This is a genomic window from Pedobacter africanus, assembly GCF_040548825.1.
GTDB lineage: Bacteria > Bacteroidota > Bacteroidia > Sphingobacteriales > Sphingobacteriaceae > Pedobacter > Pedobacter africanus_A.
This window is the reverse complement of sequence record NZ_JBEPSL010000001.1, coordinates 1,231,597-1,255,407: the sequence shown is the minus strand read 5'-3', so window position 1 is coordinate 1,255,407 and position 23,811 is coordinate 1,231,597. Positions and strand designations below refer to the sequence as shown.

20 protein-coding genes are annotated in these 23,811 nt (G+C 39.6%); 7 read left to right on the top strand and 13 right to left on the bottom strand.

Going from position 1 to position 23,811, the window contains the following annotated elements:
- Positions 1–7 precede the first annotated feature (7 nt).
- The 10 genes from ABIE26_RS05085 to ABIE26_RS05040 all read right to left on the bottom strand — a co-directional run bounded on the left by ABIE26_RS05085 (position 8) and on the right by ABIE26_RS05040 (position 10,832).
- Positions 8–1,144: a glycosyltransferase family 4 protein gene (locus ABIE26_RS05085; RefSeq protein ID WP_310139328.1), complete on the bottom strand. Its 1,137-nt coding sequence runs from the start codon at positions 1,142–1,144 to the stop codon at positions 8–10.
- Positions 1,134–2,321: a glycosyltransferase gene (locus tag ABIE26_RS05080; protein ID WP_310139330.1), complete on the bottom strand. Its 1,188-nt coding sequence runs from the start codon at positions 2,319–2,321 to the stop codon at positions 1,134–1,136. Before ABIE26_RS05080 ends, ABIE26_RS05085 begins: the two co-directional genes overlap by 11 nt.
- The gene (locus ABIE26_RS05075; RefSeq protein WP_310139332.1) at positions 2,318–3,523 is read right to left on the bottom strand and encodes a glycosyltransferase; all 1,206 of its coding nucleotides are present in this window, start codon (positions 3,521–3,523) and stop codon (positions 2,318–2,320) included. Before ABIE26_RS05075 ends, ABIE26_RS05080 begins: the two co-directional genes overlap by 4 nt.
- Before the next feature lie 19 nt (positions 3,524–3,542).
- Positions 3,543–4,157, bottom strand: coding sequence for an acyltransferase (locus ABIE26_RS05070; RefSeq protein WP_310139334.1), 615 nt, complete (start codon positions 4,155–4,157; stop codon positions 3,543–3,545).
- A 112-nt stretch (positions 4,158–4,269) separates the two neighbouring features.
- A complete protein-coding gene (locus ABIE26_RS05065) occupies positions 4,270–5,715 on the bottom strand; it encodes an O-antigen ligase family protein (RefSeq protein WP_310139336.1) in 1,446 nt (481 codons plus the stop codon).
- Positions 5,716–5,764: 49 nt separating this feature from the next.
- Positions 5,765–7,918 carry an exopolysaccharide transport family protein gene (locus tag ABIE26_RS05060; RefSeq protein WP_310139340.1) on the bottom strand — a complete coding sequence of 718 codons (2,154 nt, stop codon included), beginning with the start codon at positions 7,916–7,918 and terminating at the stop codon, positions 5,765–5,767.
- A gap of 13 nt (positions 7,919–7,931) precedes the next feature.
- Positions 7,932–8,612, bottom strand: coding sequence for a TolC family protein (locus tag ABIE26_RS05055; RefSeq protein WP_310139343.1), 681 nt, complete (start codon positions 8,610–8,612; stop codon positions 7,932–7,934).
- 45 nt (positions 8,613–8,657) lie between these two features.
- On the bottom strand, positions 8,658–9,743 hold the full coding sequence (locus tag ABIE26_RS05050) for a sugar transferase (RefSeq protein WP_310139346.1): 1,086 nt from the start codon (positions 9,741–9,743) through the stop codon (positions 8,658–8,660).
- Positions 9,740–10,123, bottom strand: a complete 384-nt coding sequence (locus ABIE26_RS05045; RefSeq protein ID WP_310139349.1) for a response regulator — start codon at positions 10,121–10,123, stop codon at positions 9,740–9,742. The genes ABIE26_RS05050 and ABIE26_RS05045 overlap by 4 nt, the downstream gene beginning before the upstream one ends.
- A 337-nt stretch (positions 10,124–10,460) precedes the next feature.
- Entirely contained in the window at positions 10,461–10,832 is a 372-nt protein-coding gene (locus ABIE26_RS05040; protein WP_310139350.1) for a hypothetical protein, read from the bottom strand.
- 489 nt (positions 10,833–11,321) lie between these two features.
- Between ABIE26_RS05040 and ABIE26_RS05035 the strand changes: the two genes are divergently transcribed.
- Positions 11,322–14,861: a response regulator gene (locus tag ABIE26_RS05035; RefSeq protein WP_310139352.1), complete on the top strand. Its 3,540-nt coding sequence runs from the start codon at positions 11,322–11,324 to the stop codon at positions 14,859–14,861.
- A 40-nt stretch (positions 14,862–14,901) separates the two neighbouring features.
- On the opposite strand, the gene ABIE26_RS05030 is transcribed toward ABIE26_RS05035, so the two are convergent.
- A complete protein-coding gene (locus ABIE26_RS05030) occupies positions 14,902–15,375 on the bottom strand; it encodes a YMGG-like glycine zipper-containing protein (protein WP_310139353.1) in 474 nt (157 codons plus the stop codon).
- Between the two features lie 218 nt (positions 15,376–15,593).
- On the opposite strand from ABIE26_RS05030, the gene ABIE26_RS05025 reads away from it, so the two are divergent.
- From ABIE26_RS05025 to ABIE26_RS05015, 3 genes are all read left to right on the top strand, one after another.
- Positions 15,594–16,424, top strand: a complete 831-nt coding sequence (locus tag ABIE26_RS05025; RefSeq protein WP_310139356.1) for an SDR family oxidoreductase — start codon at positions 15,594–15,596, stop codon at positions 16,422–16,424.
- A gap of 9 nt (positions 16,425–16,433) precedes the next feature.
- Positions 16,434–17,813 (top strand): MBL fold metallo-hydrolase, encoded by a 1,380-nt coding sequence (locus ABIE26_RS05020; protein ID WP_310139359.1) that lies wholly within the window; start codon positions 16,434–16,436, stop codon positions 17,811–17,813.
- Positions 17,814–18,032: 219 nt separating this feature from the next.
- Positions 18,033–19,361 (top strand): OmpA family protein, encoded by a 1,329-nt coding sequence (locus ABIE26_RS05015; RefSeq protein ID WP_310139362.1) that lies wholly within the window; start codon positions 18,033–18,035, stop codon positions 19,359–19,361.
- 64 nt (positions 19,362–19,425) lie between these two features.
- Here ABIE26_RS05015 and ABIE26_RS05010 read toward each other — a convergent pair whose 3' ends face one another.
- Positions 19,426–20,418: a TerC/Alx family metal homeostasis membrane protein gene (locus ABIE26_RS05010; protein ID WP_310139364.1), complete on the bottom strand. Its 993-nt coding sequence runs from the start codon at positions 20,416–20,418 to the stop codon at positions 19,426–19,428.
- A 40-nt stretch (positions 20,419–20,458) separates the two neighbouring features.
- On the bottom strand, positions 20,459–21,025 hold the full coding sequence (locus tag ABIE26_RS05005; RefSeq protein WP_310139366.1) for a helix-turn-helix domain-containing protein: 567 nt from the start codon (positions 21,023–21,025) through the stop codon (positions 20,459–20,461).
- Between the two features lie 180 nt (positions 21,026–21,205).
- Between ABIE26_RS05005 and ABIE26_RS05000 the strand changes: the two genes are divergently transcribed.
- Genes ABIE26_RS05000 through ABIE26_RS04990 form a run of 3 tightly spaced genes read left to right on the top strand, consistent with a single transcriptional unit; the run spans position 21,206 to position 23,787 of the window.
- Complete coding sequence (locus tag ABIE26_RS05000; RefSeq protein ID WP_310139369.1) at positions 21,206–22,366, top strand: hypothetical protein; 1,161 nt, start codon at positions 21,206–21,208, stop codon at positions 22,364–22,366.
- Between the two features lie 34 nt (positions 22,367–22,400).
- Positions 22,401–23,051: a head GIN domain-containing protein gene (locus ABIE26_RS04995; protein ID WP_310139371.1), complete on the top strand. Its 651-nt coding sequence runs from the start codon at positions 22,401–22,403 to the stop codon at positions 23,049–23,051.
- A gap of 10 nt (positions 23,052–23,061) precedes the next feature.
- The gene (locus ABIE26_RS04990; protein WP_310139374.1) at positions 23,062–23,787 is read left to right on the top strand and encodes a DUF4833 domain-containing protein; all 726 of its coding nucleotides are present in this window, start codon (positions 23,062–23,064) and stop codon (positions 23,785–23,787) included.
- Positions 23,788–23,811: the final 24 nt, after the last annotated feature.

Below are 23,811 nucleotides of genomic sequence, written 5' to 3'. Positions count from 1 at the left end.
ATGAAAACTATTCTGCAAGCGTATGGTACACCGAAAGTAATTGTTCTGCTGATGATTTCCAAGTAAATTCCGCAGCTCTTTTTATCCCTTTTTCTTTCATTTTAAGCATGAGTCCGCTATCGGAAGAAAGCTGTTTCATTTTTAAGGTAATGTCTTCGCTACTGAAGGGGTCAACGAACAATGCAGCATCAGCAGCCACCTCTGGCATCGATGAGGTATCTGATGTGATAACAGGGGCGCCACAGGCCATCGCCTCCAGAATCGGCAACCCAAAACTTTCGCGGAGTGAAGGGTATAAAAACAATGTACAACAATTGTAGAGCAAGGGCATGTCTTCAGAAGGGATATATCCCGGAAATAAAAAAGCTGGCTTTAAGTCAACCGCGTTCAGTTTCGTTAACATTTCATAAACCAGTTCCCTATCGTAATCAAGAATCACCAGGGGCAGCCCATCCGGATCGGATTTTTTATAATCCACATAAGCTTTTACCACATTGGTTGTATTTTTTTTTGGCGCAGTATTGCCAAGAAACAACATAAATTTTTCAGGGAGCGTATGCAAAGTCCTGAATTGTTCTATTAGCCGGGGCTCAAGCTGTGTGGTAAACTTAGGGCTTACGGCATTATAAATAACTTTCACCGCATCTTCCGGTAAATTCAGCCGTTTTCGGATCACTTCCCGTTCATAATTAGAAACGGTAATTACAAGCTTACTCATTTTCACAATTCGTGGAACCACCAATTTTCTGTAAATATTACCAAAGTTCTGGTAAGCCGTACCTTTAAAATCTGTTTTCTCCAAATAGATTACATCATGCAAAGTAAGTACGAGCGGAACAGTTAAGCGAAGCGCAGAGGTATTGCATGTGGAATGCAATATATCCAGTCTATCTTGCTTTACAGCAGCAGGTAAAGCAATCTGCTCCCAGGTGGCATAGCTTCTGGCCCTGATTTCCCTGATCTTGAAGTTACCGGTTTCCTGAATGCACTTGTCTACATCTTCCCTTACATAAACGATATACTCGTTATGAGTGTCCATCTGCTGAAGCTCTTTGATCAACTCAAGGGCAACCACTTCCATTCCATGCTTCTTCTTCCTGAAAAGCCGCTGTACTTCTATCCCTATGCGTAATTTATTTTTCATTGGTCTGTTCGTTGATTTTCTCTTTATGATAATGTTGGGTAGCTACCGAGAGTTGATTAGCCTTCTTCACCTTTAAAAGCGCAAGTATTTGAAAGTAAATAAACCTTGGGGCATTTTTCAACGATTTGTATATGCGCTCGTCGGCCTTAAAATAAGCGAGTGCGATAAAGACTGTGGCAAAAAAAACAACCAAAGAAACCAGCCAGTAAAAAACCATATACGGCATGAGGACCAGATCTACCATTGCAAAAAGGCAAGCAAGCATCAGCAACATAAATAGTGGCGGGCGAAGCAGCATAATACTAAATAAAAGCTGATTTCTGTTCAATTTCACCAGGGATTTGCCCAATAGGCGAGCGCCAAGAAAAAGATACCTGAACCAGGTATTGATCCACCTTGCACGCTGATTTACCAGCTGGTCTGTCTTTGCCGTTTTTTCGTCGTATACAACTGCTTTTTCTGAAAAAGCAATTCTGTGTCCGGCAGACAAGATTTCATATTGAAGAATTTTGTCAAATCCGGCTCCCTTAAACTGGTTATGTTCAAGGCATTGCTTATACAGTTCAGTTGTAAATGCCATACCAGAACCAGATAATGCGGCAGAAGATCCGGCCTCAAACATCAATTTTCTGTCTATAAACCGGTAAAATATATCACCCGCTTCGTCAAGACAAGCATAGGTCGTATCCAGGTTCTTCGCTTTCCTAACCCCTTGAACGGCCACATAGCCTGCAGCAAAAGTTTTATTAAGTTCATTAAAGTAGGCTTCATGTACCAGGTTATCACTATCAATAATCGTCAGGTACTTGTGCTCCCTTTTAAAACGGTCAATTGCATAAAAATGAGATTTTGTATTACTGGCCAGTACAGACTCCGGCCTGAGCACAATAATCCGTTCATCATCAAATTTCAATTCACTGACATCACAGTTATCTGCAACCACATAAATCAGGTAATTATTGTAGCTGGCTTTTAGTATCGAATCAACAACCATAGGTACAAGACTGACCTGCTGGTAAGCAGTAATGATGACCGCATAGTCGGCTTCTATAGCTTCCTCATGCGTCATACGAGTCCTGTTGCTCAGCAGTTTCAGTACATAAAAAATAAGGGGCATTAAAAAATGGAGGCCCACCAGCACCTGTATAAAAATAAAGCTATACAAAACTCCGTTCATAATGTTGCATTTTTTGCTATATAGTCGGCAATGGCACTATAAATGTTTTTCACACTATTTTCCCAGGTATGGCTTTCAGCAAAATCTTTTCTGGATTGCTGAAGTTCCTTGTTGTCTTCTCTCAGGGCACGTCCGATACAAGTGATATAGTCCGCTTTACCTTCAGCAAGATAAACATGATCTTTAAATAATTCCATTGCGCGCGTTTTAGTAGCTACAATGGGTTTACCCATAGCCAGGTATTCATCAATTTTACGCGGATAATTTCCTACAGTCACCTGATTAACCACCTGAGGGTTAATACATACATCAAAAAACTGTATGTAAGATGCCAGATCAGCTATAGGTTTACTCCCGGTGAAGATTATATTTTTAAGTCCATGAAGGTCACTTTTTTTGAAATCATCATCCTCTGGGCCCACCAGTACCACGGTCCAGTCCGGACGCTCTGTAGCCAGATGTCTGATCAGCGCGATATCCAGTCGCAAACTTTGCAGCGCACCCACATAACCGACAACAGGGGTATGAATATCCGCCAGTTCAACAGGCTTTTGCGCATGCTCATTTACCTTAAAAATCTGAAGGTCACAGCCCTGGCCGACATAATAAGCATATGGGTTATACTGACTGCAATAATCTGTCAGGTAAAACGAATTTGCCAGACAAAGATTGCTTTTTGCCATCAGCTTAGGTTCAAGGCGCTCACCATGCCGCTTCCAATAGTCAACCGCCAGCATAAAATCCCGCGAATAATAAATACTGAGTTCAGGTTTCAGGAGGTCAGCAAGATAATAACCTTTAAACATTTCGCTATCATTGAACAAGATAACGTCTTTAAAGCCCAGTTTCTTTATGGCCCGCTGTATGGATTTTGCAAACTTTACGTTGTTCCTTTTGTTAAAAAAATCGAAAATTAGTTTATTGTCAATCCAATTAATCGACTCTACCAAACAATCAGGAAAAAGATTCCAGATGTTGTCAGAAACATGAACCAGTCCTTCGCTTTTTCCTTCAATAACCGCTATTCGTTTTTGCACCCGCTGATCAGCTTTGTGCTTCCATTTTGTAATCCTGTCCAATGGCGAATTGACATACAACACACGATTGTGCTTTGCAACTTCCTCTGCAATGTTCTTACAATTGCTTCCTATATCTGTATCCCAGGCTTGCTGGCCAAGAATAATCACATCCCTATCAATCATACAGACAATATTAAACAGTTTAAACCTTTTTCCATGCTTTTTCTTCAAAGCTATATTGTTTGACCACCCTGGCCGGATTTCCGACAACAACACTATATTCCGGAACATCTTTAGTAACTACACTTCCCGCACCTACCACTGCATGCCGCCCAATGGTAATACCTGCGGTAATCACACTATTGGCTCCGATCCAGACTTCGTCAGATATAACAATCTGTTTAACAGTATCTTTCTGCAAACTAGGAGCTATATCAGGGTCTTCATACCCGTGGTTGAGTCCGGATACCACAATATTTTGTGCCAGCATAACATCGTTACCTACCGTTACAGGACCAATCAGCACACTTCCGATTCCAATAATACTATGGTCGCCTATAAGTACGTTCCCCATCCCATTATTTACAGTAACAAAATCTTCAATAATTGAACCTTTTCCCAACACAAAGCGATTAAAAGGAAATACATCCATGCGGCTATTCCAACGGATTATGCTTCTGCGCCCCCTTTTATGTAGAAAAGGATTTACAAAGATCCTTACCCACAAGCGGGGCCTGTGGTCATTGGAAGGGATCAATAGCCAATGTGCAATCTTTTTTAGTTTATGATTTTTCTTTATTTTATCAACTACTGACATCGTACTATTTATTTCAATCCAATAATTATTTTTTCCCCTTCAACTCCTGAAAGAAAGCAACAGCAAAACAAATCAAGCCAGGAATTAAAAAAATTTCAAAAGGCATATTATCTTACACATTTAAAAACTTAGGTTCGTGTTTTTCATCAAACTTTGGACACATAAAAATAAAAGCCAATGATATCCAGACTACTATTGCCGAAGGCATGGCATTCATTACTTCGTTACCATAACTACAAAAAAAGAGTCCTGCTGTTGAAGACAATAGTGCAATCGCTTTATATCTTAACTTCGCATTCCTGATTTTCCAGATGATCCCACAGCATTTGCCCAAAAGATACATCATCATACAAAACCAAAAAGTAAAACCAACAATACCATACATTGCCCAAAGCTTTACCCAATAACTATCCGGCTCCACTGTAGACAGGAATTTATCTTTATTATACTCCTTTCCCCATGCTCCAATAACACCAAGACCGCCACCAAAAGGCCGGGTCTTTAAATATTCTGCCAGAATTTGCTGATTTTGCAGGCGTACATTTAACGAAGCTTCCTTAGGATCTAAGGCCGTACGCATCCTATGGATCGCATAGTTTCCACTACCTATCGACGTATATTTTAATACAAACAGGCACATGGCTGCACCGACAATCCCTAATGCCAGAACCTTGATGTTTTTAGTCAGCGTAATCGCAATAAAGGCACCTACAACCAAAGCAAATAAAGCTCCCCGCGTACCCGAAATCAGCATCCCGTAAACAAAGAAAACAGACAAGATTAGCATCGCTATTCTAATCCAGGTTTTAAAAGGCCCTAGGGCCAGCATTACCGCTGTCAGGATAAATGCCGCCTGCGAAGCACCGAACTGTCCCGCGTCACTATAAAAAGAGAATACCCTCAATTTTCCCCACAACATATGGGTAATAGATCCTCCTTCGTCTAAAAACCTTTGTTCACCAGGTGACAAGCCAATATGCTGCTGCTTAATTCCGTTCAAAGCCGCTAAAAACGACAAGGAAATGATCAAAATAATAAAGAGGTTTAACTTCGACTCCGAATTATAAAGCAAAAAAACAAGCGGAATAGCAAGAATTGGAAACAATGCTGTACTTCTTACCTCCTGCAACCATCCCCTTACACTGGCTCCTGCTGGGTTAATCAATTCTACACAGCTAATGATAAACCAAACAAGCATCACCTTAGTAAGGGGATTATTGATGTTTTTCCAGTCGAACTCATTATGCATAATGATGACAATGATCCAGGCCAGCAATAGAAAAACTTCTATGCCGATTCCAAAAGGAATAGCAGAACTTGTCTCCCGGGAAAACAAGCCCATCGTAAAACAGTATACGATTAAAGCTGACAGCCCCAGAGAGGGATTCCTCGCCAGCAGCAGAATATAGATCACAAAAAATGCAGCAACTACCAATAAAACCGGCCCAACTATAGAAGCAACAGTTAAAAAGCTAATTCCGACTGCAATTACCAATCCTATAAGAGACAAAAGCAAAGTCCGCTTTGTTTGAGATAGGGAAGATATAAATCGGATCATTTTTAAATTTAGAGAATATTTTTAACCTGCACAGCGCAAAAACAAATCATTAGTTTTTAACATTTTCTAATTTCACCTTGTTGATTACCCAGCCCAGGAAGCCCGGCTGGTTTCTGATGTAATCTACCAGTTCTTTATCATGATCTGTTAGTCTGTTACCTGCCTCAAAAACTGCAATGTTATTCTCTGTAAACAACAACCATTCCTTTGCCATATTGATATCGCTAAGGGTATTAACGTCAATAATTATCACATCAAATTCATTCCTCAAAACCTCAAATCCGGCTTTTAAACTGGCCGCATTCTGCATTTCCAACAAAGAAGAATGATTTGTGCTCTTATTCATGACCGTAATCAGATCTTCGGTTTGTATTTCACGCTTCACCAAAAATGCTTCAAAATCCTGGCTTAAGGTAAGCTCTTTTGAATTGGACTTTGCTACATTGACATCCCCGCCTATTAAAAGTACTTTATTTCCTACCATGGCAAAAGCATAGGCCAGGCTGCTTGCAATAAACGATTTTCCTTCATTTGCTTTCAAACTGGTAATGCCAAGTATTTTAGAGTTATTTCTTGCAAAATCAGCTGAAATTTCAAACCTTAACGATCTGAGCAGGTCTTTATAAACCGCAAATTCAGGATTATGCTCGTTATCTTTCCAGATGCTTCTGATGCTCAGGTTTGAATTCTTCATATAATTCAAACTGCCCAATACTTTCGATTTGGTGGCATACTGAAGTTCCTTCGCATTGTTAATTGTATTGTCCAGCAGAAACATGCCTATTAAACCCAGAAAACAAAATGAAAAACTCGACACCCCTGCCAAAGCCACATACAGAATTCCTTTTGAGGGCAAAGGAGGCCCCGGAAGCCCCCATTGTGCAACCTGAAGTTTCAAAGCAATGTTTTGCTCCGTCCTGTTTTGGTTATAGGTATCCAATGCCGTCATATAATCCTTAGTGGCCAGTTCAGCATCCCTTTCATAATTCTGTATTCCTGCATCAAACGGCACCATTGTATTGTACTTGGACTTAAGAACAGCCAGCTCATTATCAATAGAACGAATGCTTCCTTTTGCCTGACTTACTGCAGTTTCCAAGGTTAACCTCTGCTGAATCAGCGCCTGCCTTGATGCCTGCGGGTTAGTTACGTTGTTGTCAGACATCCGGCTGCTTAGCCTGTCAACCAATCGATTAAGGGAATCTATTTTTGCCTTATCCGCCATTTTGAAATTACCATCGATATAGGCATCATTCGCAATCTTGAGTTGATTTTTGAGGTTAACCATCGCCCGGTTATCAGCTGTGGAAGTCCCGCCCGAAAACACGTCAGAACCATTCAGTTTTGCATTAATATCGGCTATGGCCATTTGGTTTGACTGGATGTCACGCAAAGCCTGAGCCTTCCTGTCCTCGTTCTGAGAAATCTGGCCATACACCATTTCAGACTGTTTATCCAGGTTCAAAACACCATTTTGCATCTTAAAATTTTTAAGTGCAGCATTCTTCTGGTTCATTGCCGTTTCTTTCTTTTTTAATAAAGAATCAAGCAATTCAATAGAATTCGTTTGGTTAACGTCCACGTCAACACTGTACGAATTTATGAACTCACGCGACAAGGTATTGACAACAAATGTGGAAAGATCAGGGTTATTGGAAGTAAAACTTACGTTGATAAAGTCACTGCCATCAGGTCTGAAAATATTTAGTTTTTTTTCCAGGCTCTCTTTGTCATACCCCATCGAGCCCGCCAGATCGTATAATTTATATGGCCCTTTATTAGCATCAATGGAAAGCACCTCTCCGTTTTTTAATTTCTCCTGGTAAAGCCTGATCACCTCTGCCCTTTGTGTGGCATTTAAAGAATCTACTTTTGGACTGTAAGGCTTAAATGCATTGCTTGGATACTCTAGGTCGTGCAAAACAAGCCTGTAAGAAAGCATACTCATCACTTTCCTCATCTTCAGTCTTTCGATAATATTCGAAAATTGCTGACTTATTTTGAAGTAGTCCATCCCCTGATTGCCACTTACAACAACCTGTTTGGACTGATCGATGATTCCGGTTGCAATCTGTACTTCAGAATTATATTCCTTTGGTAAATTTTTTACGAGAAAAAAAGTCACGACTACTGCTACGATCGGAACAATAATCAAAATCCATTTGTATCTGTTAAGAAGTTTTAAAAAGGCCTTCAGGTTCATCTATTGCAATTTGCTATTTTACGTCTGATAATTTAACACCGATGATCTCTTCCAAGGAATCTTTAGCTCCCAGCAGATTTACTTCAGTTTGTATTTTTGCTGTAGTGGCATTGGTCAGGTTAATCCTCGATTGATTATAGGTATCAAGCGAAATTTCACCTTTTTCAAATTTTCCTCTCAAATTATCTGCAGTATTTTTATTGTCCTGCATACTGGTTGTATAAATTTTCAGTTGGTTGATTTGCTGTATATAAGTATAGTATCTTTTTTTTACTTCAACTTCTAAAGCCAGTTCGTATTCCTTCGCCTGATACTGAGCAATCTTGTAATCAGATTTCGCTTTTTTTGCAGTGAATGGTTTTTGTAAAAAACTGCCCAGGTTTACGTTAACCCCAAACTGGAACCCGTTCACATTATAAGGGTTTACCGGGTCAAGAACAGATCTGCTTTCTGGTCTGTAAAAATAAGAAGCATTAAATATATCCAGGTAAGAAAGCGCGGTAATAGGCAGTTCATTTTGAGTTTTTGTTACAGTCTCATTGATTGCTTTCCGCTTTGGATAGTTTTCTTTTGCCAGTGCGATGTACTTCTGTAAATCGGCATAATTAATTTCTCCGATAATAGACTCCTGTGCATAAGTCTTTAAACCGGTAACCATTAATAATATTAGTGCAATTTGTAACGACTTTTTCATGTAATTCTATATTAATTTATATGATAGGTTAATTTTATCTGCTGTTTACACCTGTTCTTTCTGTATTAATGCAGGTATGGTTTTAACAATGATTTTAAGATCTAAAAAGATAGAATAGTTAGCTGCATAATAGTTGTCCAATTCTTTTCTTTCTGTTTCAGACATGTCTTTTTTGCCCCTTTTACTGATCTGCCATAAGCCTGTTAGGCCAGCCGGCCCAAGGAATCTGGTAGACCATTCATTTGTGGTCAATTGCTCTGCTTCGTACAACGGTAATGGCCGGTTACCTACTAATGACATATCTCCGATAAACACGTTGATCAACTGAGGCAATTCATCAATACTCGTCCTTCTTAAAAAAGATCCAAGCTTAGTAATCCGGGGATCATTTTTAAACTTAACAAAAGCTGCCTTGCCATTCTTTTTATTGGATTCGTTCGAATATTGGTTCAGGTCTGCAATAGAAGCAATCATCTGATCTGCGTCGCTTCTCATTGATCTGAACTTATAAAAGTCAAATATTTTATATCCTGCACCTACCCTTTTACTTTTGTAAATAACCGCTCCTTTTGATTCCAGTTTGATGAGTATCGCTACAAGAATAAAAAGGGGAGTTAAAAACAACAATGCAAAGCCGGAAGTCAAAACATCAAAAACCCTTTTTGTTAAAGGAATCTGGTACTCCACATCCATTTGTTTGGAAAGTTCCAGAAGTTTTGGTTTGATTAGCTTGAATTTGATCAAAAAATTAAGCCTTTCATAAAAATCTTCTACCGGAAAAGGATAAGTATAGTAATCATTTACCTGTAGCTTTAATGCCTTACTTCTCCATTCCTTATTTTCTTTTATTCCGAGCAGCACAATAACCAACCCGTGAAGCAGTGGGTTATTCTTTATATAACTTACCTGGTTAAAGCAGTCTTTATTGTCATCCACCTCCAGCAGTATAATATCCGGTAAACTCAGGAGAGATCTGCTATCCAGGTATCGCTTAAAATCATCGGCATCTTCCAAGTGCTCTATATTGAAATTTGAGTCGAAATCTTCAAAAACCTCACTCTTGAGGAGCTTACCGAAATACACAATTTTTGCATTGATCTCAGGCCTGTTCATGGTTGTCGTTATCATCATGAGAGTAGTTGTGTTATGTGAGATTTTAAAATTGTAGGATTAAAAGGTTTTTCCAAAAAGCAATCTATTTTAAATGGCATTTCTTTCACCTTATCTTCCAAATCATCTGCTCCAGATAACAATATAACTGGTGTATTTCTATAAAAGCCACTGATTTTCAGATTTTTAATCAATGTACTACCATCAAAATAAGGCATCATTAAATCAGAGATAATCAGATCGGGATCATTTCCTTCTTCCAGCCATGCAATTGCTTCGATCCCGCTTGTTTTTATAACCAAAGTATATTCAGAAGACAGTATAAAATTCAACAACTTAAGTATGCTTGGTTCATCATCTACAACTAGTATTGTCTTCTTACTACCGTCCTTGCTATCCATGGCTTTTTAAAGCGTTTTTTTAGTTTATTAAAATTAATTCAAACGTAAACAAATTATTCCAACTTAGTTCTTTTATTTAAGCTTTTCATCACCTAAATGAAGTTTTAATTTAGTTAGGTATAAAAGTAGCATTTCTTACAATAAAAATTTAAATAAATAAATTCTTTTAAATAGATGATAAAGCCAATAAAATAATAGTTTTTTCTTCCACAATCAAAACTGACCTTTTTATGCAGAAATTGTCCCTTAATAAGTAGCCAACTTATGCTCAAAAATTAATTTCAAAAAGTTTTAATTTGGGGCAACAACCAGTACGGTCAAACCGTAACGTAAAGTTCTATCTGGCATTGATCCTGAAAGACCCTTCCCTCACTTCGCCTTTGGCGCAAGAACTCAGTTCATTGGAAACAACCCTTCCATAGGAGTCAATAACCATTAAACGAATACCCTGGGCTTCGAGGGACTTTAGCTGGGTCTTTAAGTTAAAATCTGAGGCATAAAAAAATGGTATGTCTTCACTGCCATCTTTTACGTTTACATTGTAGTCTTTGTTTTGAACAGAATAGCTGATTTGACAATCGCTGCATTCTACTCTCAGGATTCCTTTGTTATTGAGTACAACATCTGATAAATCACTGGTCAGTGATTCCTTCTTACAGCTGCAAAAGGATAAAATGAGAAGAATCAATAGGGTGGTTGAGATTTTCATTTTCATTGCTTTTTCACGAATCCAATTGAAAAAATCAGGCCATCTAAAATCTCGACACACATCCTACATTTCAGGCTGTTCAAAAACTGGTTTTTATCTACTCTAAGCCCCATTAAACGGCTTTTTTCAATAAAATACAGCCAAAGAAGAACACATACCCCACTGAACCATTTTTCTCAAAAAATCTACATTTTGGGTATTTTTTTTCACATGATTCGCAAAATCATCAAAAACCTTTCTCTGAGTAAAAAAGCGGCCAAAATGGCTATTTACGATATTCCTACTACACTTATATTTATTTCAAAAATAAACTTCAACAAAAATTAAGCAACAAAACACTTATAATGAGTATATTAGCAAATTAAAAATCAAACCGTAACCAAACAAACGCTGTAGAATGCTTTTTTATAGATTTTACTCATCTATCTCATATATAAATCACTATTTTTACTCTGTTGTTGAGAACAGCTTATCGGCAACCTTTTTCATATGAAATACACACCTCTTCCCGAAAATGAGAAAGAACGATTAAAGGTAATACAAAACGCTCAGGTATTTGACCCTGCGTACGAGGCCCACTTTGAACGGATCACAGAACTCGCCTCTTCAGTATGCGACACATCAATCGCCTTTATCACCTTAATTGATCAAAATAAACAGTGGTACAGATCAAATAAGATTTTCACCGCTGAAGAAATCTCCATTGAAAATGATTTCTATCGTCAGACAGTAAAAAACTCTGGTTTCCTGGAAATACAAGATACATCCAGCGATGTCAGCTTTAAAATAAACACCAATCATCAGTACATCAAAATGATGTATTATGCGGGTTTCCCCTTGATAGATGCTGGCGGGACCATCATTGGTACCTTGTCGGTTTTTGATACAAAACCTAAAAAGGAACTTACCGCAAAACAGAAAAGATTACTCGAGCTCCTATCTACTGAAGTAGTTTCCCTCGTAAATGAGGTTAAAAACAAAAAAGAACTTAATCATTTTCTGAAATTATACAAATCCTCTCATGACCTGATTTGTGAAGCAGACACCGACGGCCTTTTAAAAAGAGTAAATCCTGCTTTTACAACAACTCTTGGCTGGACTGAAGAAGACCTGCTTAATAATTCATTTTACAACTTTATCCATCCTTACGACCTGCAACTTACCAATGACGAGCTTAAGAGACTGTCAACCGGAAAAAATGCAGTAAACTTCACCAACCGTTTTAAGACAAAAAAAGGAGAGTATAAAACCTTGCAATGGAGCGCAACAACTGAAACCGGTTCGCACAAAATACTAGCAATTGCGCGTGACATTACCAGGGATAGAAACCTTCAGCAAAAAATCCTGAGCAGTGAAAGTAAACTAAAATCATTTGTTGAAAACACTCAGGGCTTCATGTTTACACATGACCTGTCCGGAAATCTCATGTTCATCAACAATGCAGGCGCGCTGCACCTGGGTTATACTAAAACCGAGCTCCAGAATATGGGTCTGTTTGACCTTATTCCCAAAGCCCACCACCCTTCCGTTAACAATTACCTGAATGAAATTAAGCTCAATGGAACAGCCCAGGGCTTAATGACAACCCAGCATAAAAAAGGCAATCATATCATATGGATATATAATTCCGTTCTCGAAAATAACTTATCCACCAAACCTTACATCATTTGTAACTCAATTGATATTACAGAGCGACATAGCCTTGTTAAAGAACTAAAAAACAAAAACAAAAAACTGGAGCAGGCAAATAACATCGCTCGTCTTGGTAGTTGGGAACTCGATTTAATAGAACAGAAACTGGCCTGGTCTGATGTTACAAAGGAAATATTCGAAATAGAACCAGATTTTGATCCCAATCCTGAAAATGAACTTTTATTTTACAAACCAGGTACCAGCAGAGATAGCAGGTTTAATGCACTTAATGCTGCCGTGCTTAAAGGAGAAGGCTGGGATCTTGAACTGGAACTTGCTACCGCCAAAGGTAATGATATCTGGATCAGGTCAATTGGAATTCCAGAGTTCATGGAAGGCAGGTGTTATAAAATACGCGGAACTGTTCAGGACATTACCAAAATAAAAAACATGGAAGCCAGCCTCGTCTCTGCAAAGGAAGATGCAGAGCTGGCAAATAAAGCTAAATCAGAATTTCTGGCCAATATGAGCCACGAAATCAGAACGCCATTAAATGGCATTATCGGATTTACAGATTTACTGATCAAAACACAGCTGAATGAAACCCAGCAACAATACCTGTCTATTGTTACACAATCCGGAAATGCCTTATTGAATACCATCAATGACATTTTAGATTTCTCAAAAATTGAAGCCGGTAAATTGGAAATGAACTGGTCTAAATTCAACCTGTATGAAATGGCAGAAGAATCTGCAGATGTCATTAAATACCAGGTTCAAAGTAAAGGTCTTGAATTGCTCTTAAACATTTCGGCAGATCTGCCGAAGTATATATGGGCTGATGAGCTCAGGCTCAAACAAATTCTCATTAATTTACTGGGTAATGCCGTCAAATTTACGGAGAAAGGTGAAATAGAACTTAAGGTAGAAGCATTAACCAATCCTGAATTGCCAGAAATCAAATATCGTTTTTCTGTAAGAGACACAGGAATTGGGATTAATCCGGATAAAAGACTCAAAATTTTCGATGCATTTTCACAGGAAGACGCATCAACTACAAAAAAATACGGCGGTACCGGTCTGGGCCTCACAATTTCCAACAAATTGTTAGGCTTGATGAATAGCAAGCTTCAGGTTGAAAGTACTATAGGCAAAGGAAGTGTTTTCTATTTCGAGATCGTGCTTCAATCGGAGGCTGGAGAATCTATAGAAACCCAAAACCTTGATACCGTTAAAAAAGTCCTCATTGTAGACGACAATACCAACAACCGGCTCATCATCAACAAAATGCTTTCCCTTAAGCAAATAACGTCTATAGAAGCCGGAAGCGGTATTGAGGCCATTAATCTGCTCCATGCCGGAGAAAGATTTGATGTAATACTGATGGACTACCATATGCCCGATTTAGATGGGCTGGAAACCATCAAGCGCATCAGGGAAATCCTAAAAGACTCAGCAAAAGAGCAGGCAATTGTATTACTGCATAGTTCATCCGACGAATCCATAATTTCAGCATGTGAACAACTACATGTACAACACCGCTTGCTCAAACCGATCAAGCTAAAAGATCTGTATAGTTCACTTTTCAGCGTAATTTCTAAAAAGGCTGAAAAACAGAATACCGCTGTACAGGAAACTGACCGACTGGAAGAGCCTATACAGGTTTTAATTGCGGAAGACAATGCTGTAAATATGTTGCTCGCTAAAACAATTGTCAGACGGATTGCACCCAATGCAACTATTTTTGAAGCAAAAACTGGTTTGGAAGCTTTGGAATGTTATAAAGAAACAAAAATAGACATTGTTTTAATGGACATTCAAATGCCGGAAATGAATGGCTATGAAGCCACCAAAAAGATAAGGTCTATCCGAAACAAACCACATACACCTATTATTGCGCTCACAGCCGGAAACGTTAAAGGAGAAAAAGAAAAATGTTTTGCAGCCGGAATGGATGATTTTATATCTAAACCCGTTGTTGCCCATACCATCGCACTCTCACTTAAAAAATGGTTAAAAAACCCGGTTGAAGATCCACTTAGTGAATTATCGCTTTCAGCTTCCGAAGACAGCAGATATCATTTTAATATAGAACTGCTTAAAGAATATGTTGGTGATGATGCTTCCGTCTTAACAAAGGTACTGTCATTGTTAAGAACAGAACTGATGAATTTCTCCAAAGATTTTAAAGAACATGTACAAAATAAAGATCTCGGTAAAATACAGGAACTGGGACAAAAAATATACGATACAGCTATCGTTTCGGGGCTCACAGCCCTGGCAGTAATTTCTAAAAAAATAGGATCGTTGAACAGCTATAACGAAACTGAAGTGAACAACCTGCTCGCACACACACAGGAAGAAATAAAAACAGCTATCGGACTCATTGTCCGATAGCTGCGCAATTACTTAAAGCCCGATTAGCCGGGCTTTTGTTTTAATTCTTAGGTTGTACCCTACCCGATTTACGATCCTGGTCCCTGCCAATCAGATAGCCTGTTCCTGCACCAACAACTCCCCCTATTATTGCTCCTCTGCCATCCTTTTTATCCAACAACACACCGCCAAGTGCACCGGCACCAGCGCCAATAACAGCTCCTTTGGCAGCCTGGCTCCAGCCTTTTTTCTTTGCCGGAGCTGCTGTTTCAGTACTGTAAGACCTGGCAGGTGCGGCTTCGTTCCGCTCTGAAAGCAAAAGCATACGGCGCTCTTCTTTTATTTTTGCCAGTCGCTGCGCTTCCTGTTCCTTCTCTTTTATTTTGGCTTCTGCCTTTTTAAAACTGTCCAGTTTTAAGCTGTCTTTAATCGCAGCCACCACTTTTTGTTTTACTAATGCCTCTTCACGTGCATTGTTATTTGTACAAGCAGCGAGCATTGCCCCTGCTATACATACCAAAACTATCCTTTTCATCTTCATTTGTTTTTAGTTAACATGTTTTATCATGAAAAAATGATGCCAAAATCACATATCCCCGATTGGAAGTATCCAACATGCCTTCTTTTCCATAAATATCTCCGCCAGTTAAAATAAAACGCCGGATAAATCCAAAAATTATGATATTAGCCATCAATTGGCTACTTTCACGTTCAAATATGTATCATAGGTATGCACACAATACAAAAAGTTAAGTGGCAGAATTAACGACAGTAAGTATTCTCGGCTGCGGATGGTATGGGATGGAATTGGCTAAAGCCCTGATTACAGTTGGTTATCAGGTAAAAGGTTCGGTTACAAGTTCCGAAAAATTAAGGCACCTGTCAGCACAAGCCATTCAACCCTTTCTCGTTAATTTTGAAAAGGACGCTGAAAATTACGATGCGCTCTTTTTTAAAACGGATGTATTGTTCATCTGCATCCCACCAAAAAGGGCTGCAGGCCTGCAATCCGATTATCCATATAAAATACGGCGGATCCTCAACGCAGCAAAGCACTGCAAAATAAAACATATTGTATTTATCAGTTCTACAGCTGTATATGGTGATACAAATGCTGAATTGAATGAATTGAACAGTCCTGCTCCCGAAACAGATTCAGGAAAAGCAGTACTGGAAGCAGAAACATTGTTGCAAAACCAAAAAGACATTACCATCACAATTATCCGCTTCGCCGGACTGGTTGGGCCAGGCAGGGATCCGGGAAGGTTCTTTAGTGGAAAAACCGATATCCCTAACGGGCAGGCTCCTGTCAACCTTATTCATCTTAATGATTGTATTGGTTTCAGCCTGAATTTAATGGCCAGACAGGCATACGGGCATACATTCAATGCCTGCTGTCCGCACCATCCTGCCAAACAGGAGTTTTATACCGCAGCCGCTCAAAGTGCAAACTTAACTACACCGGTTTTTAAAGACGAACTCTTAAAATGGAAAGTAATTTCAAGTATCCATCTGCCTTTATTAAATTATACCTACCAGGTCACAAACTGGATCAGCTGGCTTAATACCCGCACAAATTATTAGAATAAAAACATGAAACTCACAATTTTAGGGGCCGCAGAACAGGTAACCGGCAGCATGCAGCTCTTGCAATTAACTGATTACAATATATTGATAGACTGTGGCCTCGACTATGAAAAGGATACTTATCAACAGGAGAACCTTTACTTCCCTTTCGATCCGTCAACAATAGATGTGGTGATATTGACCCATGCCCATATTGATCATTCGGGCAACCTGCCTACCCTTGTCAGAATGGGGTTCAAGGGTCAGATTCTTTGCACAGCCCCTACTGCCGAACTCAGTGAGTTGCTGCTACTCGATTCTGTAAATGTTTTTCTGAGCAAACAAAACAAACGTTCCCGGGCTAAAAGAAGCAGAAAAGGACCGGAACCACTTTACCTGCAAAAGCAGGTAATGGAAACTGTAGACCGTTTTGTTACCATTGCTTTCCATAAGGAATTTCGTCTCCATGAAAAGGTAACGTTAACCTTAATTCCAATAGGGCATCTTTTGGGTGCTGCAGCAATAGTTTTAGCGGTAACTGAAAATGGTTCAACAAAAAAAATTGCCTTTACAGGTGACGTAGGCAGAAAAGGTTATCCCCTGCTCACCAACCCCGAACCCCTCCCGCCGGTAGATTACCTGGTCTCAGAATCAACATATGGCGGAAGATTGCACAGTACAGATACCACCCTGACCCAAAAGCTGATCGACACCATCACGGAATCCTGTATCAAATACCCAGGCAGGCTCATTATCCCTGCTTTCAGCATTGGGCGAACACAGGCACTGGCCTATACCTTAAATAGAATATTCAGCAAAGGCCTGCTTCCACCTGTTAAAATATTTATCGATAGTCCTCTGGCCAGTGCTGCCACCGAAATCTATCGGAAATACGAGCATTTCCTGAACCAGGAGGCACAGGATTTTTATACAAATAATACCCCAGATTTCAAGGAATTATCTTACGTACAGGATAAACGCGAAAGCATTTCTGCAGCGAACTACCATGAACCCTGCATTATTATATCTTCTGCGGGTATGCTGGAAGGAGGACGCATCCAGGATCACCTATATTATAACCTGCAGAACTACTACTGCACCATCTTGTTTATCGGCTACTGTGCTAAAGGAACTCTGGGCGACAGACTTTTGCGTGGAGAACCTATTATCAGGTTGCGAAACCGGGACCTTATGGTATATGCTACAATAAAACAAACCGATTTGCTAAGCGGGCATGGCGACCACAACGACCTTATGGATATCATCAGGCAGCAAAAGCCTTCAACATTAAAGCAGGTATTCCTGGTACATGGAGAGCATAAAAGCCTGCAGGCACTTTCCGATGCTGTTCAGGAAGAAAATTATGCCGTTACAATTCCGAAAAAAGGAGAATCATTTGAATTATAGCTATAAAGAAAATCTCAATTCTGTAGCAAATACTATACATATTTCTTAGGATTTAGCTGAAGTACTCATTTTTTAAAGCAAAGCAAGACACTAAAATAACGAGCTGATTCCTAGTAAGTTCCCGATTATTGATTCAGAAAAATGGCTTTGGCAGGATTATTACAAGCAGGTAAGCATTCGGCCTGAAAGCCGAAAGATTAAACATCTAACAAAATCAATATGAACTCAAAAATTACAAAAACGGCTTTAATGCTGTCCCTAATGGGGTTATCAACGCAATTATTTGCTCAGGATTCAGGAAGGTTTTCCGAGAAATCATTTCGTACCTGGTCTGTAGGTGTACATGGCGGCGTACTTAGTCAAAATACAATTTTCAATGGCAAAGAGCGCGACTTTCAAACTGCTAAAGAAACTATCGGTTACGGTGGCTTCATTAAAAAGCAGGTGCTTCCATCTTTAGGGATCCAGGCCGACTTCCTGAGAGGGAAAGTTGAAGGCTTAAGGTCTAATACGGGAGGATTGGATGCCAATGGCGACAATACCTACCTGAGTGGTTCAAGCTATGAAACAAAAATTGAATGGTCTGCTGCATTAACTGCAATTTACAACATTGCTAACATCAACATCAACAAAGAGAACGCAATACTTACCCCTTATGTTAAGGCTGGTGCCGGATACATGTCTGCAGGTGCTTCAACTACAAATGTTCCTTTATCGGCAAATGAAAGCTATAAAGAAAGATGGTTTGTACCGGTTGGAGCTGGTTTCAAACTGGGTGTTGCAAAAGGTATCAATTTAGACATGGGTTACGATGTTAACTTTGTGAAATCAGACAAATTTGACGGCTTTAATTACGGCGGCAGAAACGACAAGTTCTCTTACGGTCATATCGGATTAGAATTTGCACTGGGAAGCAAAGAGAAACCTCAGTTACAAAACTATAGCTCACTGGCTAATCTTCGCGCGCAAACCAAAGAAGAGTCTGATGAGTTAAGAAGGGCACTTTCTACTGCTGAACAAAATGCTGCAAGAGACAGGGAGCAATATGCCAAAGATATGGGTGACGATGACAATGATGGTGTAGCCAACAAGTTTGATAAATGCCCTGGTACACCTTCTGGTACAGTTGTAGATGGTTCAGGTTGCCCTATTAAAGTACAACGCGAAATAATTAAAGAAACTAAGGTTGTGGTAACCGAGGCCGACCGTAAGGTAGTAGACGAGGCGATCAAAAATTTAGAGTTCGATTTAGGTAAAGCTACAATAAGGGCTAAATCTTATGCAACTTTAAATAAAGTAGCTGCACTGTTGATCGAGAAAAACTTTAGTTTGAAATTAGCTGGTCACACAGACAACACTGGTTCAATGGCACTAAACTTACGTTTATCTAAAGAAAGAGCAGAATCTATTAAAGCTTACCTGGTATCACAAGGTGCAAATGCTTCACGTATTGAAGCAACAGGATATGGTCCGAACCAACCTATCGCATCCAACAAAACTGCCGATGGTCGCCAAAAAAACCGTCGCGTTGAGTTTACCTTATACTAAACGCAGTTAAATCCAATAAAAAGGCCATGGTAATTGTACCATGGCCTTTTTTATGCTGCTTTCCTTAATCAGCAGCGCTGGTTTTCTTTGGTGCAAATATAAGTGAGGCAATAACCGATAAGACCAATACCCCTCCTACTATTGACAACGATACAGGAGAGGAAATATGATAAAAAGGTCCGATCACCATTTTTACTCCAATAAATGATAAAATAATGGCCAACCCGTATTTCAATAAACTAAACATGTGGATAAAGTTAGCCAGCAGAAAATATAATGCCCTTAAACCAAGTATGGCAAATATATTTGAAGTATAAAGAATGAAAGGATCATCAGGTGCAATGGCAAAAATTGCCGGTATGGAATCCACCGCAAACAACAGGTCGGTAAATTCTATTACTGCCACAACAACCAGTAAAGGGGTCGCTAATTTTACACCATTCTGCACAGTAAAGAACTTAGCACCGTCAAATTCCTTGCTTACTTTAAAAAGCTTATAGATCACACGTGCGCCGGGGCTTTTACTAAAATCCTTTTCTCCGTCGTCATCTTCTTTGGCAAGTCCGGATTTAATGCCTGCATACACCAGGAACAAACCAAAAATCAGCAATACAACATTGATCTTTACCAGCTGCCCAAATACCTGCATTTCTGGCAAATAGGTCAGGTTGATCAGCTCTACCCCTGCAAAAATGAAAATTGCCCGAAAAAGCAATGCGCCAATAATGCCCCAGAACAATACCTTATGGTGCAATTCCTTTGGCACATTAAAAAAGCCAAAAACCAGGATAAACACGAATAGATTATCCACAGAAAGTGCCTTTTCTATCCAGTAGGCAGATTGAAACTGTGTAAATTTTTCAAAGCCAGAAGTATGCCATACAACCATGCTGAAAATCATCGATAAACCGATCCAGACCACCGACCATATGGCTGCTTCTTTACTGCTAACGGCATGTACCCTCTTATTAAAAACCCCCAGATCTAAAAGCAGCATTACGATCACTACAACTGCAAACCCGATAATTACACCGGGATGGTTAATCATTTTATCCATTCCTTAACTTATAAATTTGTTTTTTATGTTTTTCACTTATCTATCTGAGCTTATCTAAGGGCTTCCTGTCATTTAAAGTTGCTGCTTTATATTTACTTGGCGTAAGCCCGGTTACCAATTTAAACTGGGCCGACAAATGAGCGCTGCTGCTGTAGTCCATTTTAAAAGCAATCTCATTCAGGTTCAATTCTCCATACTCCAGCAGTTCCTTTACCTTTTCAATCTTTTGCTGGATAATGTATTTTTCAATGGTAATCCCCTCTGTCTCTGAAAACTGCCTGCTTAAATAGGCATAGTCCTTATTTAACCTATCAGCTATCAACTGCGTTAAACTCTGGTGAATCCCGTTAAGGTCAGAATAGTGGATCAGGTTGATGATTTGTGTTTTGATTTGTTCAACAAGCTGGTCCTTTTCCTTGTCAATCAATTCAAAGCCCAGATTGCCCAATGCGTCTCCAATACTTTGTAACTGGTTTGCATCCGGACTAGGTTCAACCGCTATTTTTCCAAGAGAAATTTCGTCAACTTTAAAGCCAAAATTTTCCAACTGCTGTCTTACAATCATAATGCAGCGGTCGCAAACCATATTCTTTACATATAACAACATAGGCAAACCTGATATTTTTAAACTGTACGTTCTTCACAAATATAAGGCAATATTTGTTCTGTTGAAGTCATTAATCTTTCTACGACCCTATGGCTCCCAGGCTTAAGGACTGAATTTATTTTTTCTTCTGCGTAGGGGTAAAAGTTCATCTCGTTGTCCTAATTCAAAATGAGACAAAAAATGAACTTCAGAATTTACAAAACAAACATGCAGGTGTGGACCATAAAAACCCTTATATGCCTGCTTTTATCTGCAACAGGACTTATCGCTTTCGGTCAGAATAAGATGCCGGGAAAAATACATATTGGCTTTGTGTATCCCTTAAGTACAAACGGTACACATGCACCATTAGATACGAATAACCTTTCTATTCACCTGCTGGCGGGTGTTTCTGCATCAGAACAGGGTGCCTCTTTTGCAGGTTTATCCAATATAGTCCGCAATGGTACCAAGGGCTTCCAATTTGCCGGCCTTTCCAATCACATCGGGAAACAGGCCAATGGTGGATTGTTTGCAGGGTTTCTAAATACCTATGGCGGTGGTGAAGCATTTGCTGTTGCAGGGTTTGGCAACTTTGCTTCAGGTAATGTTAAGGGCGCACAGTTTGCCGGTTTCGCCAATATCGCAAAGGAAGTGACAGGGGCACAGTTTGCGGGCTTTGCAAATATCGCCAGCGAGGTAAAAGGCCCGCAGTTTGCCGGTTTTATGAACTTGTCTAAAAAGGATGCGGGTATCCAGTTTGCTGGTTTCATGAACAAGGCAAAAGACGTTAAGGGGTCTCAGCTTGCTGGTTTTATCAATATAGCAGGTAAGGTAAAGGGCGCACAGCTTGCAGGCTTTATCAATGTGGCCGACAGCAGCGACTACCCCATCGGCATCATCAACATTGTAAAAAATGGCGAAAAAAGTCTGGGCATCAGCACCGATGAAACGCTTACTACGATGCTTTCTTTCAGATCGGGCGGAAAAGTACTTTATGGAATCATAGGACTGGGTTACAACTTTAAGAACAAAAAAGAGGTCTATGCATTCGAGGCCGGAATTGGAGCACATTTTTTCCAGTCTAACAGGTTCCGTTTAAATGCTGAGATCGTAGGAACAGGACTCGAAAGCTTCAAAGCAGGTGAATACTTCAAAACTTCATTCAAACTAATGCCTGCCTTCAAAATCACACCAAAACTGGAAATATTTGGCGGACCTGCATTCAATTACCTCAATACCAACACTATTGAAGGCCGAAGTTTAAACAAAAGCTACATCACCTCCTGGGAAAATAAATGGGGCAACAACTTCCAGGCCTTATATGTAGGCTACGGCGGCGGCATACAATACTTATTCTAAAATCACAAACATTCAATTATATAATACGATCATTATGAAATCTATAGCAACCCTTACATTAATCGGCTTTCTGTTTATCGGATGCTCAAAAGACAGGCTTACGGCCAGTGGCGATAAAACAACAGAAACACGTACACCGGGGGAGTTTACAGGAATAAACACCAGCGGGTCAAATACCATCTATATTTCTTATGGAACGGAATTTAAAGTAGAACTAAGGGGCTCCAACAACCTGATCCCCTACTTCAAAACCAATGTCATCAATAAAACACTGTACCTGGGTTATGAGAATGCCAGTATTCAGCACGATGATGTTGAAGCCTATGTTACACTTCCGGACCTCAGGAAAGCATCGCTTAGCGGAAGTGGAAAAATAACCATACAGGGCACCTTTCCGTCATCAGATGAGTTAAAAGTATCTATTAGCGGTTCGGGGAATATAACTGCGCAGGATGCCTTTGATGCTGATCAGGTTTTGGTCAACATTTCAGGTTCCGGAAAGGCAGATCTTCAGCAAATCAATGCTCAAAAAGCCGAGGTAGATATCTCTGGTAGCGGCGATGTCAGGGTTAAAGTTCAGAATAAATTAAAAGCCAGGATCAGCGGCAGCGGCAAGGTTTATTATACCGGAAGTCCGGAAGTAGATGCAGATGTCAGCGGTTCAGGCAAAGTTGTTAAATTTTAAAATTACAACAATGATATCGGTTCAGTACTATTTCCATAAGCAAAAAGACATGCAGGACAATATCAAACAAAGCGATGGTTTAGAAGAACTGCTCTTTTTCATCTTTGCCAGTCCTGCAAGCGTATATAGATATAAGGCGTCGAAAATACGGCAGGTGTCCCTGAAAACACCTGCCCCATTTGGAAAAAGATTACTAAGAAGTATGTTAATCATCATAACCATGCTCATTTTGCTAAGTCAGGCTTCATATGCACAGAAACAAGTAGAACAAACCGGTTTGCCGACTCCCAAAGGCCGTAATTTATTATTTTTTCTGCAACGTGACCCTGATGCAAATACCGTGGTGTATGAGTTAAATTATAACAGCGATGGCACTTTACAAACCAATAACCCCATAAAGGGCTCATGGATCAGATACGAAGAAGATCAGAAGTTTAAAGAGCTGACGACTATTGAAAAAAAGTTTGCTTACGGTGTACAAAGTAAACCAATTGGTGTAGATGAATACGAAATCAGGTTGGTAGCCTATAAAAAGATGCCCATGTATCTCCTGAAATCAGAAACTGATAATAAATACCGCATCTACATTAAAGACGATGGAAAGAATTTGTTGCTGAAACGGGTATTTGTTAGGGTTAACGGGGGGAGTTTCTGGTTTCCAAAGGTGCAGTATATCGATCTGATTACCACCAACAGCGCAACCGGAATGGAAATTTTAAAGAGAATAAGAACCTGAACTGATATATTTGAATAAGATTTA

Coding starts and splice junctions, on each gene's coding strand:
- ABIE26_RS05085 (WP_310139328.1), bottom strand. CDS start 1,144: ATGAAAAATAAATTACGCATAGGGATAGAAGTACAGCGGCTTTTCAGG.
- ABIE26_RS05080 (WP_310139330.1), bottom strand. CDS start 2,321: ATGAACGGAGTTTTGTATAGCTTTATTTTTATACAGGTGCTGGTGGGC.
- ABIE26_RS05075 (WP_310139332.1), bottom strand. CDS start 3,523: ATGATTGATAGGGATGTGATTATTCTTGGCCAGCAAGCCTGGGATACA.
- ABIE26_RS05070 (WP_310139334.1), bottom strand. CDS start 4,157: ATGTCAGTAGTTGATAAAATAAAGAAAAATCATAAACTAAAAAAGATT.
- ABIE26_RS05065 (WP_310139336.1), bottom strand. CDS start 5,715: ATGATCCGATTTATATCTTCCCTATCTCAAACAAAGCGGACTTTGCTT.
- ABIE26_RS05060 (WP_310139340.1), bottom strand. CDS start 7,918: ATGAACCTGAAGGCCTTTTTAAAACTTCTTAACAGATACAAATGGATT.
- ABIE26_RS05055 (WP_310139343.1), bottom strand. CDS start 8,612: ATGAAAAAGTCGTTACAAATTGCACTAATATTATTAATGGTTACCGGT.
- ABIE26_RS05050 (WP_310139346.1), bottom strand. CDS start 9,743: ATGATGATAACGACAACCATGAACAGGCCTGAGATCAATGCAAAAATT.
- ABIE26_RS05045 (WP_310139349.1), bottom strand. CDS start 10,123: ATGGATAGCAAGGACGGTAGTAAGAAGACAATACTAGTTGTAGATGAT.
- ABIE26_RS05040 (WP_310139350.1), bottom strand. CDS start 10,832: ATGAAAATCTCAACCACCCTATTGATTCTTCTCATTTTATCCTTTTGC.
- ABIE26_RS05035 (WP_310139352.1), top strand. CDS start 11,322: ATGAAATACACACCTCTTCCCGAAAATGAGAAAGAACGATTAAAGGTA.
- ABIE26_RS05030 (WP_310139353.1), bottom strand. CDS start 15,375: ATGAAAAGGATAGTTTTGGTATGTATAGCAGGGGCAATGCTCGCTGCT.
- ABIE26_RS05020 (WP_310139359.1), top strand. CDS start 16,434: ATGAAACTCACAATTTTAGGGGCCGCAGAACAGGTAACCGGCAGCATG.
- ABIE26_RS05015 (WP_310139362.1), top strand. CDS start 18,033: ATGAACTCAAAAATTACAAAAACGGCTTTAATGCTGTCCCTAATGGGG.
- ABIE26_RS05010 (WP_310139364.1), bottom strand. CDS start 20,418: ATGGATAAAATGATTAACCATCCCGGTGTAATTATCGGGTTTGCAGTT.
- ABIE26_RS05005 (WP_310139366.1), bottom strand. CDS start 21,025: ATGTTGTTATATGTAAAGAATATGGTTTGCGACCGCTGCATTATGATT.
- ABIE26_RS05000 (WP_310139369.1), top strand. CDS start 21,206: ATGAACTTCAGAATTTACAAAACAAACATGCAGGTGTGGACCATAAAA.
- ABIE26_RS04995 (WP_310139371.1), top strand. CDS start 22,401: ATGAAATCTATAGCAACCCTTACATTAATCGGCTTTCTGTTTATCGGA.
- ABIE26_RS04990 (WP_310139374.1), top strand. CDS start 23,062: ATGATATCGGTTCAGTACTATTTCCATAAGCAAAAAGACATGCAGGAC.